General features: G+C 63.0%; 18 protein-coding genes. 10 read left to right on the top strand and 8 right to left on the bottom strand.

Going from position 1 to position 17060, the window contains the following annotated elements; translation table 11 throughout:
• Both sigJ and QN222_RS20485 read left to right on the top strand, forming a co-directional pair.
• Positions 1-891, top strand: a complete 891-nt coding sequence (sigJ, locus tag QN222_RS20490; RefSeq protein ID WP_283960687.1) for an RNA polymerase sigma factor SigJ — start codon at positions 1-3, stop codon at positions 889-891.
• 26 nt (positions 892-917) lie between these two features.
• Entirely contained in the window at positions 918-2366 is a 1449-nt protein-coding gene (locus QN222_RS20485; protein WP_283960688.1) for an MFS transporter, read from the top strand.
• A gap of 130 nt (positions 2367-2496) precedes the next feature.
• Here the strand turns inward: QN222_RS20485 and QN222_RS20480 are convergent, their stop codons facing one another.
• A complete protein-coding gene (locus QN222_RS20480; RefSeq protein ID WP_180941374.1) occupies positions 2497-3162 on the bottom strand; it encodes an OmpA family protein in 666 nt (221 codons plus the stop codon).
• A gap of 347 nt (positions 3163-3509) precedes the next feature.
• Between QN222_RS20480 and QN222_RS20475 the strand changes: the two genes are divergently transcribed.
• Complete coding sequence (locus QN222_RS20475) at positions 3510-4148, top strand: exopolysaccharide biosynthesis protein (RefSeq protein ID WP_283960689.1); 639 nt, start codon at positions 3510-3512, stop codon at positions 4146-4148.
• Positions 4149-4303: 155 nt separating this feature from the next.
• On the opposite strand, the gene QN222_RS20470 is transcribed toward QN222_RS20475, so the two are convergent.
• Both QN222_RS20470 and QN222_RS20465 read right to left on the bottom strand, forming a co-directional pair.
• Positions 4304-4831 (bottom strand): GNAT family N-acetyltransferase, encoded by a 528-nt coding sequence (locus QN222_RS20470; RefSeq protein ID WP_283960690.1) that lies wholly within the window; start codon positions 4829-4831, stop codon positions 4304-4306.
• 274 nt (positions 4832-5105) lie between these two features.
• Positions 5106-5684: an XRE family transcriptional regulator gene (locus QN222_RS20465; protein ID WP_283960691.1), complete on the bottom strand. Its 579-nt coding sequence runs from the start codon at positions 5682-5684 to the stop codon at positions 5106-5108.
• Between the two features lie 183 nt (positions 5685-5867).
• Between QN222_RS20465 and QN222_RS20460 the strand changes: the two genes are divergently transcribed.
• Complete coding sequence (locus tag QN222_RS20460) at positions 5868-7127, top strand: MFS transporter (protein WP_284005573.1); 1260 nt, start codon at positions 5868-5870, stop codon at positions 7125-7127.
• A 72-nt stretch (positions 7128-7199) separates the two neighbouring features.
• Positions 7200-9035 carry a translation elongation factor 4 gene (lepA, locus tag QN222_RS20455; RefSeq protein WP_283960693.1) on the top strand — a complete coding sequence of 612 codons (1836 nt, stop codon included), beginning with the start codon at positions 7200-7202 and terminating at the stop codon, positions 9033-9035.
• Between the two features lie 460 nt (positions 9036-9495).
• On the opposite strand, the gene QN222_RS20450 is transcribed toward lepA, so the two are convergent.
• On the bottom strand, positions 9496-10053 hold the full coding sequence (locus QN222_RS20450) for a sugar O-acetyltransferase (protein ID WP_284005572.1): 558 nt from the start codon (positions 10051-10053) through the stop codon (positions 9496-9498).
• On the bottom strand, positions 10050-10541 hold the full coding sequence (locus QN222_RS20445) for a GFA family protein (RefSeq protein ID WP_283965766.1): 492 nt from the start codon (positions 10539-10541) through the stop codon (positions 10050-10052). The genes QN222_RS20450 and QN222_RS20445 overlap by 4 nt, the downstream gene beginning before the upstream one ends.
• Before the next feature lie 496 nt (positions 10542-11037).
• Between QN222_RS20445 and rnk the strand changes: the two genes are divergently transcribed.
• Positions 11038-11433: a nucleoside diphosphate kinase regulator gene (gene rnk, locus QN222_RS20440; protein ID WP_283965767.1), complete on the top strand. Its 396-nt coding sequence runs from the start codon at positions 11038-11040 to the stop codon at positions 11431-11433.
• Positions 11434-11491: 58 nt separating this feature from the next.
• Here rnk and QN222_RS20435 read toward each other — a convergent pair whose 3' ends face one another.
• A complete protein-coding gene (locus tag QN222_RS20435) occupies positions 11492-11947 on the bottom strand; it encodes a DoxX family protein (RefSeq protein WP_283965768.1) in 456 nt (151 codons plus the stop codon).
• 180 nt (positions 11948-12127) lie between these two features.
• Here QN222_RS20435 and QN222_RS20430 point away from each other — a divergent pair, with 180 nt between their 5' ends.
• Positions 12128-12409: a SelT/SelW/SelH family protein gene (locus QN222_RS20430; protein ID WP_283965769.1), complete on the top strand. Its 282-nt coding sequence runs from the start codon at positions 12128-12130 to the stop codon at positions 12407-12409.
• Between the two features lie 124 nt (positions 12410-12533).
• On the opposite strand, the gene QN222_RS20425 is transcribed toward QN222_RS20430, so the two are convergent.
• The gene (locus tag QN222_RS20425) at positions 12534-13415 is read right to left on the bottom strand and encodes an aldo/keto reductase family oxidoreductase (RefSeq protein WP_283965770.1); all 882 of its coding nucleotides are present in this window, start codon (positions 13413-13415) and stop codon (positions 12534-12536) included.
• A gap of 308 nt (positions 13416-13723) precedes the next feature.
• On the opposite strand from QN222_RS20425, the gene QN222_RS20420 reads away from it, so the two are divergent.
• Positions 13724-14068, top strand: coding sequence for a YqaA family protein (locus tag QN222_RS20420; protein ID WP_283965774.1), 345 nt, complete (start codon positions 13724-13726; stop codon positions 14066-14068).
• Between the two features lie 3 nt (positions 14069-14071).
• Here the strand turns inward: QN222_RS20420 and QN222_RS20415 are convergent, their stop codons facing one another.
• The gene (locus QN222_RS20415) at positions 14072-14698 is read right to left on the bottom strand and encodes a ribonuclease D (protein ID WP_283965771.1); all 627 of its coding nucleotides are present in this window, start codon (positions 14696-14698) and stop codon (positions 14072-14074) included.
• A gap of 130 nt (positions 14699-14828) precedes the next feature.
• Here QN222_RS20415 and QN222_RS20410 point away from each other — a divergent pair, with 130 nt between their 5' ends.
• Both QN222_RS20410 and QN222_RS20405 read left to right on the top strand, forming a co-directional pair.
• Complete coding sequence (locus QN222_RS20410) at positions 14829-15158, top strand: hypothetical protein (RefSeq protein WP_283965772.1); 330 nt, start codon at positions 14829-14831, stop codon at positions 15156-15158.
• A gap of 225 nt (positions 15159-15383) precedes the next feature.
• Positions 15384-17060: adenylate/guanylate cyclase domain-containing protein (locus QN222_RS20405; RefSeq protein WP_284005571.1), on the top strand; the 1677-nt coding region annotated here is incomplete at its 3' end.

Below are 17060 nucleotides of genomic sequence, written 5' to 3'. Positions count from 1 at the left end.
ATGGTTCACAACGACAAGAGCGGCATGTTCGAGGAGGCGCGCCCCCGCCTCCTCGGTCTCGCCTACCGTATCCTGGGTTCGCGTGCCGATGCCGATGATGCCGTGCAGGACACGTTCCTGAAATGGCAGGCGGCCGATCTTTCCGCGATCGAAAGTGCGGCCGCCTGGCTCACCACCGCCTGCACCCGCCGCTGCCTCGATCTGCTCAAATCCGCGCACCGCAAACGCGTCGACTATGTCGGCGCGTGGCTGCCGGAACCGATCCACACCGCAAGCGACGATAACGTGGAGGAGAGGCTCGCGCTCACCGCGTCGCTTACGACCGCATTCCTGCTGATGCTCGAACGGCTGACGCCCAAGGAGCGAGCTGCCTATCTGCTGCGCGAGATTTTCGGCCAACCCTATGACGAGATTGCCGAAACGCTCGACATGCAGGAGTCGGCTACCCGCAAGCTGGTGTCACGCGCGAAATCCAACATCGGTGTGGTTCAGACCCGGCATACGACGCCGCGCGAACGCCAGGAGGAACTCCTTGCAGCCTTCCACGGCGCCATTCAGGGCGGCGACATCGCCGGCCTTTCGGCGCTGCTGTCGGCTGACGTGAAGCTCACCGCAGATGGCGGCGGCAAGGCCGCGACCGTGCTCGGCATCCTTTCCGGCAAGGAGACCGTCATGGCCTTCATTACCGAGCGGCTCACCGAATACTGGTCGCACTACCGGTGGGAAACCGCGGAGCTCAACGGCGGACGCGGCATCCTCCTGCGCAGCGAAGGCGGCGATATCGCCGCAACGGTTTCGTTCGGCTACGACAACGACGGCCGGGTCGCCGATATTTTCATCGTCCGCAATCCGGACAAGCTCGCTCATCTTGACGACGCAACCGTCCATTGAAACGGTTGCCGATCAACGAGGCCCACATGCTCGACAAGACCAACAACGCTTCGGCCGCATCCGATGCCGGCTGGCTCGCCCTTTTTTCCGGCGGAAACGCCATCCATTCGCTTGTGCTCAGCGGCGGCGTCGCGCTGCATGCACTCAACATCTATATCGTCACGACCGTCATGCCTTCCATCGTGCGGGACATCGGCGGGCTCGACTATTATGCCTGGAGCACGACGCTTTTCGTGGCCGCGTCCATTCTCGGTGCGGCGCTCTCGGCGCGGCTGCTCAATCGGGCCGGTGCCGGAGGCGCCTACGCCGTCGCTGCGCTGGTCTTCGGACTTGGGTCGCTCGCCTGCGCCGTGGCGCCAAACATGGCATTGCTGCTTGCCGGCCGCTCCATCCAGGGCTTCGGCGGCGGGCTTCTTTACGCGCTGGCCTATGGCGTCATCCGCATGGTTTTCCCGGCCGCACTCTGGGCCCGCGCGATCGGGCTCATATCCGCCACCTGGGGAACGGCGACGCTCGTCGGTCCGGCCATTGGCGGCGGGTTTGCCGAATTTGGTGCGTGGCGGGTTGCCTTCTGGTCGCTGCTGCCGCTGACGGCAGTGCTCGCGATCCTCGCGCTCTCGATCCTGCCGCGGACGACATCAGGCACGCGCGGTCCGTTGCCGCTGACGCAGCTCACGCTTCTCATCGGCATCGTCCTGGTGCTCTCGGTGAGCGGAACCCTCACGACGACCGGCGAACAGATCGCCGGCGTCGGTGCCGCGCTCGTCCTCTTTGCAATGCTCGTCGCCAGCGAGCGCCGCGCGACTGCCCAGCTGTTGCCACAGGGCGCCCTCAGCCCGCGCTCGCCGCTGGCGGCGCTCTATGCCACCATTGCATTGGCGATGATCGGCATGCAGCCGGAGATTTACGTTGCCTATCTGTTGCAGGAACTGCACGAACAGTCTCCCCTCGTTGCCGGTTATATCGCCGCCCTGATGGCGCTCGGCTGGACAGCCGGCTCGATGACCAGCGCCCATTGGGAGGGCCACCGCGCGCGCAAGACGATTACCGCCGGCCCGTTCTTCGGCCTCGTCGGTCTCCTGACCATCGCCGCTTTCATGCCGCTCATCTCGGCTGGCTTCGCCGCGATCGCGGTGCCGCTGTGCCTCGGGGTCGCCGCGGTCGGCTTCGGCATCGGGCTCGCATGGCCGCACATCGTCACGGCCGTCTACGCCGCCGCACCGGCTGGCGAAGAGGAAAAGGCGGCAGCGTCGATTACGACGATCCAGCTCTTCGCCGCATCCCTCGGCGCCGCACTTGCCGGCATGACAGCCAACCTTGCCGGCATTGGCGAGGGCACGGCGGCAGGCGCTACCTCGGCCGCGATCTGGCTCTTTGGGCTCTTTGCACTCGCACCGGCCCTGGGCGTGGTCTCTGCCCGGAGGGCGGTTGGCGCGGGCGCCAACCGACATATGCAGAACCAAGACATGCATTAGAGTCGAGAACTCGAACACGGCAGACGCGCCGCGATTTTGCAGTGGCTTCGGCGAAGATGGTCTGCATCCCCGAAAGAAAAAGGGCCGCTCGGCACGCCGGCGGCCCCCGTCGTATCCGTGATCTTGCGGATCAGCCCTGCTTGATCGGCGCGATCGAGATTTCGACACGGCGGTTTTGCGCACGGCCGGCCTCGGTGGCGTTCGATGCAATCGGCCGCTCCATTCCATAGCCCATGGTCGAGATGCGGCGCTGGTCGATGCCGCGGCCGCCGAGGAAGTTGGCAACCGAAGCCGCGCGGCGCTCGGAGAGGGCCTGGTTGTGGGCCGCACTGCCGGTCGAATCGGTGTGGCCGTCGACGTCGATCAGCGTCCGGTTGAACTTGCGCAGCACGATCGCAACCGAGTCGAGCGTCGAATAGAAGTCCGGGACCACCTGGTCGCGGTCGGTCGCAAAGGTGATGTTCGAGGGCATGTTGAGGATGATGCGGTCGCCCGCACGCGTCACCGACACGCCCGTGCCCTGCAACTGGGCGCGCAGTTCCGATTCCTGCTGGTCCATGTAGTTGCCGACAAGGCCGCCGCCGAGCGCGCCAATACCGGCACCGACAAGCGCGGCATCACGTCGTCCCGCGGCGCTGCCGCCGACCAGAAGGCCGGTTGCGGCACCAAGGCCCGCGCCGAGCAGTGCACCGCCCGCCGTATTCGACATCTTCTGCTCGCCTGTGTAGGGATCGGTGGTGGTGCATCCGGAAAGGTAAACGGCCGCAATGGCCAGGATGGCGCATTTCTTGATCATCGAATCGATTGTCCCCATTGGTGCTCGAAATTGCTTCATACTATCGATTAAGGCAGGAAGATGAAGAGGCATTCCATTCAAGCTGCAACCAGCAATGTGCAGCTTAATGTTGTACGCCGGCAACGGTCTCGTCAGCGTGACAAAATGGCCATCCTCCGCCACATTGCTGTCCAGAGCAGCCGCTAACCGATCCTTCACATGCCTGTGTTACATGGGCCACTGCATGGTTCCTTGATCGGAACCGATTTAAGAACAAAGCCATGCAGCAGATGAGAGCCTTGCAGCGACCTTTGTGCGTCTGAAAGACGCACGGCGCTATAAGGGGTCAGACAAGCGGGGACGACAGCATGGCGGTCGAGTTCGGCGACACGGAACGCAATCTCAGCGACACGCTGAACGACATGATCGCCTCGATCAGAGGCAATACGATCACGCTGCGCGAGCTTATGATCGGAATCGGCGAGCAAGGCTTTCTGCTGCTTTGCGCGCTGCTGACGCTGCCGTTTTTGATTCCGGTTTCGATTCCGGGCGTCAGCACCGTGTTCGGTGCCGCAATCATCCTTATCTCAATGGCGATCACACTCAATCGCCTGCCCTGGCTGCCGCAACGCATCCTTGATCGGCAGATCGAAACCGAGAAGCTCGTGCCGACGCTCCAAAAGGGAGCCGCGCTCGTCTCCAAGCTCGACCGCTTCGTGCGGCCAAGGCTGCGCTTCCTGACGCAGGGCGCCTTCATGAACCGCTTCAACGGCCTGATGATCATGGCCGGCGGCGTGCTCCTGATGTTTCCGCTCGGACTGATCCCGCTGTCGAACACGCTGCCCGGCATCGCGATCCTGCTCTTATCGCTCGGAATCATCCAGCGCGACGGCCTGATGGTGGCCGCTGGCTATCTGTTTCTTGTCGCGACAACGGTCTATTTCGCTGTTCTCGCCTATCTGGCCCTTGCCGCCGGCGAAGGACTCTCGAGCTTCTTCGTTTCGTAAGCGACGGGGACAGGAGGCAGTTCCAGCCGGGGACCCGTCGACATCGTCTCGGTCCATGCAGCGCCGACGCGTGCGGCAGCCTGGCGATCCGCAACCGGCGCGGCTTAGAACCGATGCAATTTCAGGCAGATAACCGTTGCCCGCCCGGAACTACTCTATAGCGCGAGATGCTTGTAGAAGAAGGTCGTACTGCAATAGCGACCGTCCGGCATCAGCGCGTAATCGGGGACGACGCCGGCGCGCATCCAGCCGAGGCGCTCATAAATCGCCTCCGCCGGTTCACCGGTGGCGGTGTCGAGCACCAGCACGCGGCGGCTGCGCTTCACGGCCTCGGTTTCCGCTTTCTCCATCAGCCGGCGCGCAAGACCGAGGCCGCGCGCATCCCGGCGGACAAGCAGCTTCTTGATGTCGGCGCGGTGCGGCTGGTTGGGCATCGTGCCGATGCCGAGCTGCACGGTACCAACGAAGCGGCCATCGACATCGGCAACGATCAGTACCGTTTCGTCTCGGGCGACGGAGGCGCAAACCGCCTCCCAGAAAGGCAAGGCATCCTTCGGCGCGAAAGGCTGCATGAACCCGACCGACGCGCCGCCCTCGACGCACTCGGAAAGGATCTCGGCAAGCGCGGGCAGAGCGGCACGGGTTTCTTCTTCGCAGAGCACACGGATGTTTATCTCAGGCATGGCTAGGGCCTTTCATGGTGAACTGGAAACATTCTGCCGGAGCAGGTTTGCGTTAGGGCAGAGGCGATTGGCGAGCGTCGTACCCGCACGCACGGCCGAGGCGATCGCCTCTGATCCTGGCGGAAAGATGCCCGGTCCTTCGGGTTGGCTGAAGCGGGCGACCTGCTTCCTCGGCCGGCTTGGCGGTATGCGTTGGCTACGGCGCGCGCCAGCCGAGCAAACATTCCGCTCCGCTTGAGCCAACAGAATTGTTTCCAGTTCACCATGAAAGGCTCTACACCTTGGTGCGGCAGAGAATGACGGCGTAGTGGGCCGGTTCGTCATAGGGATTGTGAAAGACATGCGCCTCCTCAAGCCCCATGAAGAGGCAGTCGCCCGCCTCGAGCAGATGGGGTCCGTCCTCCATCGTCAGTTCGAGCCGGCCCGAAAAGAGCCAGAGGTGCTGCGTGATGCCGCGGTCCGCCGGCTGGCGCTCGAAGACGACCCGGGCCTGCGGCGGAAACTCGACCTCGACGATATCGACCGGCGAGCCGACGCCTTCCGGCGAAACAGAGCGGCGCAGGTAACCGCTTTCCGGATCGCGCCAGAGCCGCTGATCCGCCCGCCGCGCGACCGGTGAGGCATCCTTCACCTCGAAGGCGAAGAGCGCCGAAAGCGTCGTGCCGAGCGCGCTGCAGAGCTTCGCCAGGAGCTGCGCCGTCGGGCTCGTTTCACCGCGTTCGATGCGCGATATCATGGCCCGGCTGACGCCAGAGCGCATCGCGAGATCGTCGAGGGTCAGCGCCTGTCCGGCTCGCAGTTGCCGCACCCGTTCGCCGATGGCCCGTTCAAGGGGGTCGTTGACATGTTCCATTATCTGAGATTGCATTTCTCATATAGTGGAGTCAAGGCGCCGGCGAACCGCCAAAAAAAATTTCGCCCATGCCGTTTTGACGACAACACGGCGGCGCGTCAGGCGCTATGGTCGCGAAACTGCGCTAGTTCGCAAAAGCATTCTTCTTCAATAGTTTAGAAATCTCTTGTCGAGGGGGACGGCATGGACGTCGCGGAAGCCAGGTACAGGTCTCCTTCCTCGCTGCTGTCGATCGCCAGCATCGTCGTCTCGATGACGGCGGTCGCGATCGGCAACGGCATGATGCTCGCCTATGTTCCGTTCGTGCTGACACGGTCCGCGGCACCGGACTGGGTTCCGGGCGCCGCGGTCACTGCCATCGCCTTCGGCGGCCTCGTCGGCTGCGTGATCGCCGGCCCCCTCATCCGCCGCGTCGGCCATGCGCGCGCATTCTCCTGTTCGATGGCCCTCGTCATTCTCGCTGCACTGATGATCAGTCTTGGCGTCCATCCGCTTCTGTGGGTATTCGCACGCTGCCTCTACGGCGCCGCCGGCAATACGAATTTCATCATCAGCCAGAGCTGGCTGAACCACGCCAGCGAAAACCACTGGCGCGGCAAGGCGATGGCGCTTTTCTACATGGCCTATGTCATCGGCCTCGGCGCCGGCGCCTGGCTCTTCGGCCAGATCCCCACGGAAGGCAACCTCGCGCCGATCATCACGATCTTCTTCACCACAATCGCGATCCTGCCGATCGGCCTCACCCGCCTGCCGACGCCGCCAGCGCCCGCCAAGGTCAGCATCGACATTCCGATGGCGTGGCGGAATTCTCCCGTCGCCTTCGTCGGCATCCTTGCGGCCGGCGGCCTTTCGATGGTCGTGCAGGGCTTCACGCCGATCTATGCCGCCGCCAACGATGTCGGCCAGAAAGATGTAGCGGCGCTTATGTTCGTCATGCAGTTCGGGCTGATGTTCATCCAGTATCCGATGGGCGCGCTCTCCGACCGTATCGATCGCCGCATTGTCTTGATTGCCACTTGCGCGCTGATCGTCGCCGCCGGACTTGCGGCGCTCAGCGTTTCCTTCGCCAATCTCATCCTGCTGATGCTGGTCTTCGCGCTCTTCGCCGGCGCGGTCGAGACGGTCTACTCGATCGCCAATGCGCATGCCAACGACCGCGCCGATCCGTCTGATTTCGTGCCGCTCGCCAGCACCATGCTCGTTGCCTGGTCGACGTCGGCAACCATCGTTCCGATGCTTGTCACCATGCTGACGCCCGTCCTGGGGCAGCGCACCTTCATTTACGCCGCAATGACTGTGGCGCTCCTCTATGCGGCCTTCGTGCTCTTGCGTCTCCGCAGCCGCGAAAGAGTACCGCCGCAACTCTGCGAAGGTTTCGAACTCAAGAGTGCGCAGGTGCCGAATGCCGGCGCACTGATCGAGGCGGAAGCACGCTCCGAATAGGCGGCGGTCGCGGCCAAACATAGCGAACGAAGCCTTCATTTCCCGCTTTGCGCCGTTTGATCGCGCTGCTATATGCGGCCCATGAGCACAACATCTTCCAAGACGCCCCTGTCGCATATCCGCAACTTCTCGATCGTGGCCCATATCGACCACGGCAAATCGACGCTCGCCGACCGGCTGATCCAGTCGACCGGTGGTCTTGCCGAGCGCGAAATGTCCGAGCAGGTGCTGGACAGCATGGATATCGAGCGCGAGCGCGGCATCACCATCAAGGCCCAGACGGTGCGCCTGCACTACAAGGCCAATGACGGCGAGACCTATGTGCTGAACCTCATCGACACGCCCGGCCACGTCGACTTCGCCTATGAAGTCTCGCGCTCGCTTTCGGCTTGCGAGGGCTCGCTGCTCGTCGTCGACGCCAGCCAGGGGGTCGAAGCCCAGACGCTCGCCAACGTCTATCAGGCGATCGACAACAACCACGAGCTCGTCACCGTGCTCAACAAGATCGACCTGCCTGCGGCCGAACCGGAGCGGATCAAGGAGCAGATCGAGGAAGTGATCGGCATCGACGCTTCCGACGCCGTGCTGATCTCGGCCAAGACCGGCCTCGGCATTCCGGACGTGCTCGAAGCGATCGTCCACAAGCTGCCGGCCCCGAAGAGCGCTGGCGGCGAAAAGGCAGCGCTGAAGGCGCTGCTCGTCGACAGCTGGTATGACACCTATCTCGGCGTCATGGTTCTCGTGCGCATCATCGACGGGGTGCTGACCAAGGGCCAGACGATCCGCATGATGGGTACCGGGGCGAAATACACGATCGAGCGCGTCGGCGTGCTGACGCCGAAGATGGTCGCGATGGATTCACTCGGCCCCGGCGAGATCGGCTTCATCACCGCCTCGATCAAGGAAGTGGCCGATACCCGCGTCGGCGATACGATCACAGAAGACAAGCGTCCGACGTCGGAGGCGCTGCCGGGCTTCAAGCCGGCGCAGCCGGTCGTCTTCTGCGGCCTCTTCCCGGTCGATGCCGCCGATTTCGAGGAACTGCGCGGCGCCATGGGCAAGCTCAGGCTCAACGACGCCTCGTTCTCGTTCGAAATGGAATCCTCCGCCGCCCTCGGCTTCGGCTTCCGCTGCGGCTTCCTCGGGCTGCTGCATCTCGAGATCATCCAGGAACGGCTGTCGCGCGAATTCGATCTCGACCTCATCGCGACCGCCCCCTCGGTCGTCTATCAGCTGACCATGACCGACGGCACCGAGAAGGAGCTGCACAACCCGGCCGACATGCCGGACGTCGTCAAGATCTCCGAATTCCGCGAACCCTGGATCCGGGCAACGATCCTGACGCCGGACGAATATCTCGGCGGCATCCTGAAGCTCTGCCAGGACCGGCGCGGCATCCAGACGGAACTGACCTATGTCGGCAACCGGGCGATGCTGACCTACGACCTGCCGCTCAATGAAGTGGTCTTCGATTTCTACGATCGCCTGAAGTCGATCTCCAAGGGCTACGCCTCGTTCGACTACAACCTCTCGGACTATCGCGAGAGCGACCTCGTCAAGATGTCGATCCTCGTCAATGGCGAGCCGGTCGACGCGCTGTCGATGCTCGTTCACCGCTCGGCCGCGGAAAAGCGCGGCCGCGTCATGTGCGAAAAGCTGAAAGACCTGATCCCGCAGCACATGTTCCAGATCCCGATCCAGGCCGCAATCGGCGGCCGCATCATCGCCCGCGAAACCGTGCGGGCGCTGAGGAAGGACGTGACAGCGAAGTGCTACGGCGGCGACGCCACCCGCAAGCGCAAGCTTCTGGAAAAGCAGAAGGAAGGCAAGAAGCGCATGCGCCAGTTCGGCAAGGTGGAGATACCGCAGGAGGCGTTTATCGCGGCGCTGAAGATGGGCGATGAGTGAGAGGAATGGCGCGATTAGCTAGCTGCCTTCTTTAGAGTGCGTTGCAACTTGCGCTTCATCAGTTCAAGCCAATCAAGTAAATCCTCGAAGCTTTCCTCGCTAACGACAATAGTAAACCGAGCTATACGCTCACTTTTGACGACGCTGTCGAAAACTGGCTCCGGCACTGGAACGGCGAGTTCAAAAATCGCATTGCCGCCAGCTTCGACGTCAATCCCGGTCGCGTGAACGAAATTCTGAACGCAAGCACGTCGGCAGCCGGGATGCGGCCCTCAAGAAGCGTGCCGCGTAACAGGGGCGGGCGGCAGAGCCAGCGCCGGTAGGCGCTGGCATTCTTGACCCTCTCTATTGTGTCATCCTCGGGCTTGACCCGAGGATGACAAGCGGAGGGGTTGGCGCGCAATCGACACGAGATCGATGTAGTTGGAATGTTGGCGGGGAGGAGAGAGTGCGGTAGCCGCTACCGGCTCCCAAGCACCCGCGCCGGATTCCCCACCACCGTCGCGCCCGGGGCCACGTCGCGCGTCACAACCGCGCCCGCGCCGACGATCGCGCCGTCGCCGATCGTCACGCCGGCGAGAATGATTGCGCCGCCGCCGATCCAGACGTTCTGGCTGATCGTCACGGGACGGGCGATTTCCAGTCCCTCCCGGCGCAGCGCCGGATCCTTGTGGTGTTCGGCGCAATAGATCTGCACGCGCGGTCCGAGCATCGTATCGCTGCCGATGGTGACGGGTGCACTGTCGAGGATGGTGCATCCGGCGTTCAGGTAGACGCGGGCGCCGAGCGTTATGTTCATGCCGTAGGAACAATGGAACGGCGCCTCGACGAAGGCGTCGGCAGCAACATCGGCAAACAGCGTCCTCAAGGCCGGGGCCAGACTGCCCCGCTCATCCGGCGGCAGGGTGTTGTGCTGGTGGACCGCCCTGCGGGCGCGGGCGCGCAATTCATCCAGTTCCGGATCGAGGCAGCGATACCATGCGCCCGCCGCCATCTTTTCACGCTCGCTTCCCGTCATGACTGCGCCTGTCCTTTCGACTTGGCATAGGCGCGATCGCGTCGCTCCAGGCTCTCCTTCGGCCACAACGCCTGCATGTCGTAATATTCCTCGAAAGCCTTGGCGCCCGCCGGCAGCGTCACCCAGTCGAGTTTCGAGCGCGTATAGATGTGTACGTCCGGCGGAAAATCCGACGGCCGGTCGAGCGTTGCGACGCGCACGAAAGAAAGCCATTTGCGCCGGCCGTAGTCGCTCCAGAGCGCCGACTGGCAGTCGGCACAGCGATAAACGTCGTGCGGGCGGCCGCTGTCGGTCGGCAACGTGACCATCACGGGCTCGCCGTTGAGCAGTTCGACGTTTTCCGCCTCGACGATGCCGTTGATCGCGAAAGCGCTTCCCACCTGCCGCTGGCAATCGCTGCAGTGGCAACAATGGACGAACATCGGCCGCGCCTTCAGCCGGTAGCGAATGCGCCCGCAAAAACAGCCGCCCTCGATTGCTTCGTTCATGACCAAACCTCCTCCATCACGAGATCGCAAAGCCTGCCGGCGCGTCGGCGCGAGACCCTGCTGTTCCGTCAAGATCATTCTGTGGGCTAGGTTGACCACGGCCGCCGCCACCGTTCAAGAGACGATCGTCGGCCTTGACTTCGCGGGCGAACTTTCCGACCTTTGGGCCATGTCGACGCTTGCGATCCATTTCTGTTGTTCTTTCCGGGTCTGCCCTATCGCAGGAACCTGACCCCGGCCCGGATGCGTGCGCTCTCCGGGGAAGGGGAGCCTTTCGCATCAAGACCGTCTGCGGCGATCCACAGACTTTAGGTGCGGCGAGCGCAAAGACATTTCACAGGAACAATCGCGATCATGGCGCCTCTGCAGCGCCGCGCGCCGCGTTAGGCGCGCAAGGACGCTGCAGCACTTTGAATTGCTGCGTGTTTCCTCAAATCGGTTCGGATTCGAGGAAACATGCGCGCAGGCAGCTATGCGCACAAGCACGGATATCATCATGGCGGACACAGTAAACCGCAAGAAACTTCCACCGATCGTCATCAATGCCGAGGACCATGCGCGCCTTACCGCACTCGCCATGTCGGCACTCGACCGCGTACCCGACGTCGCCGAAGCGCTGCTTTCGGAACTCGAACGGGCGCGCGTCGCCGCACATGATCTGCCGAAGGACAGCGTGCAGATGGGCTCGACCGTCGCCTTCGATGCCGACAACGGTTTTGCCAAGGAAGTGACGCTGGTCTATCCCGGCGAAGCCGACATCGAAGCGGGCAGGATTTCGGTGTTGACGCCGATCGGCGCGGCGCTGATCGGGCTTTCCGTCGGACAGTCGATCGACTGGCTCGACCGGGCGGGAAAGGCGCATCGCATGACGATCCGCAGCGTCGCCCGATAGTATTGATCGTGAGAAGGAGAGATGCGGCCGACAAGCGGCCGCGTCAAAAAGCAGGAGGTCAGAACTGCTTGCCAAGCTTGGCGTCGACCGATTGGCTGTTGGCGCCGCGGATGGCAAAGAAGAAGGTGATTGCGGCCCAAAGGATTGATTTCTCGGCGCCGCCGAGCCCCTGACCCTGCACGATGCCGTGGAAATAGACGGTGACCAGCAACACGATGGTGGTCGCGAACGCGGCCGGGCGGGTCAGGAAGCCGATGGCGAGGAAGATGCCGCCGAAGAATTCGGTGGCAGAGAGGAGCGGCGACCAAAAGACGCCCGGATAAAAGCCCAGGCCTTCCACCATGCCAACGGCACCGAAGGGATCGAGGATCTTGCCGTAGCCATGGGTGACGAGCAGCGCACCGGCAAGCGCACGCAGCAGCGTCTCGGCGACGTTGCCGAGCGGCAGGTAGATCTTTTCGAGTGCCGGCAGGATCGCGCGCGGGCGGGCGGTCGTAACGGTGGTGTCGGTCATGATTTCCTCTGGACTGGTTGCACTGCAGCAGTTCTCTTGCCGGGCGCCGTTCGCAATACAAGGCTCCCTCAGATAAAAACATGACTATGAAAGTTGACATGTGTGTGATGTGTGCGTGAAGAGGCCGTTGTTATGGCTATGAACCGCCACTATTGTCCGAGCACAATCAGGAAACATGAGATGAGCGAAAAGCCCCGCGTCACAATCCTTTATTGCACCCAATGCAACTGGCTGCTTCGCGCCGGCTGGATGGCGCAGGAGCTGTTGTCGACGTTTGGCGATTCGCTCGGCGAAGTCGCGCTGATCCCCGGAACCGGCGGCAATTTCGAGATCCGCGTCGATGGCGACCTCGTCTGGGAGCGCAAGCGCGACGGCGGCTTCCCCGGGCCGAAGGAGCTGAAGCAGCGGATCCGCGACGTGATCGAGCCGGAGCGCGATCTCGGCCACGTCGACAGGAGCTGAGCCAGTTGCTCCAGCGCTATCACGGCGACGTACGGCGTGGCATTCGACGCGCCTGTGGAGCGTAGTCGCCCGGCAATGTGGGAAGCCGTTGCGAAGCAGTGGATCGCTTTCGCGCTTCACATTATCAGCCGAAGCTGGAGCTTTCCGCCATGCCGTCCAGCGCCTTGAGCGTATCATCCGAGAGAGCGATGTCGGCCGCGGCGATGTTCTCACGCAGATGCGCGACGGACGATGTGCCGGGGATCAGAAGAATGTTAGGCCCGCGATGAAGCAGCCATGCGAGTGCGACCTGCATAGGTGTCGCATCAAGGCGCTTTGCGACATCGGACAAGGTGGACGATTGCAATGGAGTGAACCCGCCGAGCGGGAAGAAAGGGACATAGGCGATGCCGTCGCGAGCGAGATCGTCGATCAGGACGTCATCAGCGCGATGCGCCAGGTTATAGTGGTTCTGCACGCAGGCGATGTCGCAGATCCGGCGTCCTTCGCTAACCTGTGCAGCCGTAACGTTGCTCAGTCCGATGTGGCGCACCAGGCCCTGTTGCTGAAGCTCGGCCAAGACGGTAAGCGGTGCCTCGATCGACCCTTCAGCAGGGCCGTGCGCATCGAACATGATGCGGAGGTTCACCACCTCTAACACGTCGAGCCCGAGATTGCGCAGGTTATCATGTACCGCCTGCTTCAATTCCTCCCTTGAGAAGGCCGGGAGCCACGCTCCATCCTCACCGCGTCGGGCGCCGATCTTCGTGACGATAACGAGGTCGTCGGGATAGGGCGCAAGCGCCTCGCGGATCAACCGGTTGGTGACATGCGGGCCATAGAAGTCGCTGGTGTCGATGTGGTCCACGCCGGCATTAACGGCCGCGCGCAGCACGGCCACGGCCGCGTCATGGTCCCTGGGCGGGCCGAACACGCCGGGCCCGGCGAGCTGCATTGCGCCATAGCCAACACGCTTCAGGATGCGATTGCCGAGCTTGAATGTTCCAGTTTGGTCGTTGATGGTCATGATCTTTCCCCTATCTGACGAAACGCAGATAGGCGTTGTTCGAATGTGCGACTACCTGATACAACCCGCACAGGCTGTGCGGATTTTCGAATAATGAAGGTAGGCATCAGCGATCTGAACGCTTTGGTGGCGGGTGCATGCAGGCGGATTTTCCGACGCCGCGCGCCATGTAAGCACGAGTGCATCGGGCCCGAGCGTGATCTCGGCCATGTCGACAGGAGCTGAGCCTGGACTTCGGTATGCTTTCCGGCGTTTTTGCCGCGGCCTTCCTGTCGGCGACCTTGCTCTTCGGCCTTTCGGAGGCCGCAATCGTCGCGGCGGCGCTTGCGGGCGAGACGAGCCGCACAACGCTCTTCGTGGCGGCGACCGCGGGCAACGTGCTTGGCGCCGTTGTCAATTTCGCGCTCGGCCGCTTTCTCATCCGTTTCGAGGACCGCCGTTGGTTTCCGGTTTCGCCGCCCGCGCGGCAAAAGGCCGAGGCACTCTTTCAGCGCTATGGCCGGCCCGTCCTGCTTTTCTCCTGGCTGCCGGTTGTCGGTGATCCGCTGACGCTCGTCGCCGGGCTGCTGAGGACCCCGCTCACGCTGTTTCTCGTCTTCGTGACGCTCGGCAAGGCGGCGCGCTACGCCGCCGTTCTGTGGCTGACGCCGTGAAGGTCAGCTATGCGCGAAAATATCCGTTTCTTCCCAGCCGAGCAGGTCGAGCTTCGCCCGTGTCGGCAGGAAGGCGAAGCAGGCTTCGGCGTGCTCCATGCGGCCATCGCGCAGGAGGCGCGCGGTCAGCTTGTCGCGCAGCGCATGCAGGTAGAGCACGTCGGAAGCGGCGTATTCGAGCTGTGCCGGCGAAAGGATATCGGCCGCCCAGTCCGATGACTGCTGCTGCTTGGAAATATCGACGTCGAGCAGTTCCTTGAGATTATCCTTGAGCCCGTGCCGGTCGGTGTAGGTGCGCGTCAGCCGCGAGGCGATCTTGGTGCAGAAAACCGGTGTTGCCGTGACGCCGAAGGTGTGGAAGAGCACGGCGATATCGAAGCGGCCGAAGTGGAAGATCTTCTGGCGCGCCGGATCGGCGAGCATTGCAACGAGGTTCGGCGCTTCCCTCTGCCCGGCAGCAATGCGGATCACGTCGGCGGTGCCGTCACCCGGTGAAAGCTGCACCACGCACAACCGGTCGCGGCGGGGAACGAGGCCGAGCGTTTCCGTATCGATGGCGATAGCGCCCGTGTAGCGGGCCGCATCGGCCGCGGAAATATCGCCTTCGTGGAATCGTATTGCATTCGCCATCGAAAATCCCCAGATCAACTAGCCAAGTGAATTGGAACACAGTTGGCCTATAGCGCAAGTTTGCCGGAGGCAATACCGTACGTTCTCCCCTCCGGTCTTACCGATCCCCTTCTTGAGAAAGCCCGAGAGCATGATTTCGCTTCGATCCGTCCGGGTGCCTGCCTGCACCGCCTTCCTGCTGGGACTCTCGACAGGCGCCGCGCTCGCAGCACAAAGCGCGCAACAGTTCGCCCAAGCCTTCTATGACCTTCCGGGTGTGCGCGACGAGGATCCGCTGCGGGATCCGCCGAGGGTGGCTTGCGAGCAGGTCTTCGTCGACCGCTGGGCGCCATTCGAGTCCTCGCGCGGACCGGGCTACGACACGGTCTACAAGTGCCGCGAGGGCGACGGCGGCCCGGTCTTTCGGGGAAGTCGATTGCCGCCCTCGCTCGAACGGCAGAAGCGTGGTCTGAACTATTAGCCCGCCGCATCTTGTTTCGGCGGGGCAACCGATCATCGCCGGTTCGCCCGATGAAGCGGTAAGCTCACGTGATGCGATGTAAGCACTTGCTTACCGACTATGGATCGAACCGAGGCAGTATTTGGTCTCTTCAACTGCTGCGGCTCGCCAATTAACAAGTTCTAGGCAAACACCGTGCAATGCTGCAAAGATTGACGGCGAACGTACTGACGGGGACACAGACGCATGCGCGGCTCCGACGAAAACAGGCATCCCGCGATCTGGACGCATTCGCTCCGGTCGCTATTTGCCCTCGTGATGGTTGCCATGCTCATCGTGGTATCCGCCACCCTGGTCGGTCTTGATTACCGCCGGTCGCGCAATGCCGCGATCGAAGATGCCGAAGCCAGCATGCGCGCCTTCGTCGGCCGTCTCGTCGACCGGCTCGGGGTCCTTTCCGGCGACACTTCGGCGTTGGTCGGCCTCGTGGCATCGGTAGCCAATTCCTTCCTCGTGCCCCCGCCGGAACGCCTGAACGACAAGATCGCGATCCTGCGTGAAGGCATCATGCGGTCTCCGCACATCGATGGCGTCTATGTCGGCTATCCGGATGGGGCGTTCTTCCAGGTCGTCGATCTGGCAATGCCCGCGTGGCGAATGGCGCTCGACGCGCCGCGCGGTGCAGCGATTGCCGCGCGCTCGATGGAAAAGGACGCCGAAGGAAAGCCGGTCAACCGCGTCCTGTTTCTCGATGAAGCCGGCATGCAGTTCGCCGAGCGCCGGCTGACATCAACCGGCTTCGACCCGGAAACTCGCCCCTGGTACCAGGCCGCCGTCGACGGGAAAGCTCCCGTATCGACCGGGCCCTACGAAATGGCCACGACCGGCAAGCTCGGAATGACGATATCGCAAGCCCATCACGGAAACGGAAAGATTGTCATCGGCGCAGACGTCGTGCTCGACACGATTACCGACTTCCTGTCGCGCGAGCGACTCACCGAGGGTTCCGTTTCATTCATTCTCGACGCGGTCGGACGGCCGATCATCCACTCTGATCCCGCCATGATGCAGCGTATCATGGCGGCAAAGCAGAAGTACGATCCGGTCGCTGCGCCGCAAAACGATCCGCTCATCGAAAGCATCCGCCTCAACCCGCCTGCCCCGGGCAAGGCAAGCTTCGTCGATGTCGGCGATCGCACCTATCTCGTCGTGGTGACGCCGCTAGCCTCGGCCGTGCTGCTTTCGGGGCATCGGGTGGTGGTCGCTGCCCCTCTCGACGAACTGATGGCGACCGCCAACGCCGCCCTGCTCGAGGGTCTTGCGGTTTCAGGCGCCGTCGTGGTGCTCGCCGTCCTCAGCGCTCTCGTTCTCGCGCACCTGATCACGAAGTCCCTGCACCAGCTTACCGCCAGCGCCAACCGGCTGCAGGACCTGGACTTCACCACGCCGATCGACGTCCCCTCGCACGTGACCGAAATCTCGACGCTCAACGGCGCGATGAACAAGGCCCGCGACGCCATCTTCACCTTCGCGCTCTACGTGCCCAAGGAACTGGTGCGCCGAGGCATCGAATCCGGGCAGTTCGGCGGCCGGGCAGCCTGGCGTCAGGAAGTGACGGCGCTTTTCACCGATATCTACGATTTCACCACCATCAGCGAGCGTCACGCGCCGGAGGAGGTGGTGGCGATGCTTTCGGAGTATTTCGATATTTTCAGCGAAACCGTCCACGCCCACGACGGCACGATCATCCAGTTCCTCGGCGACTCGGTCTTCGCCATGTGGAACGCACCGGTCGCCGACGAACGACATGCCGAACACGCCTGTCGCTGCGCGCTCGCCGTCAAGGAGAGGCTGCAGGCGTTCAACGAGAAACAGAAGGCAAAGGGTCTTCCGGAATTCCGCACGCGCTTCGGCATTCATACC

The organism is Sinorhizobium sp. 6-70 (assembly GCF_030124375.1).
Classification (GTDB): domain Bacteria; phylum Pseudomonadota; class Alphaproteobacteria; order Rhizobiales; family Rhizobiaceae; genus Sinorhizobium.
Note: the sequence above shows the minus strand (reverse complement) of the source record. Positions and strands in the feature narration are given on the sequence as shown.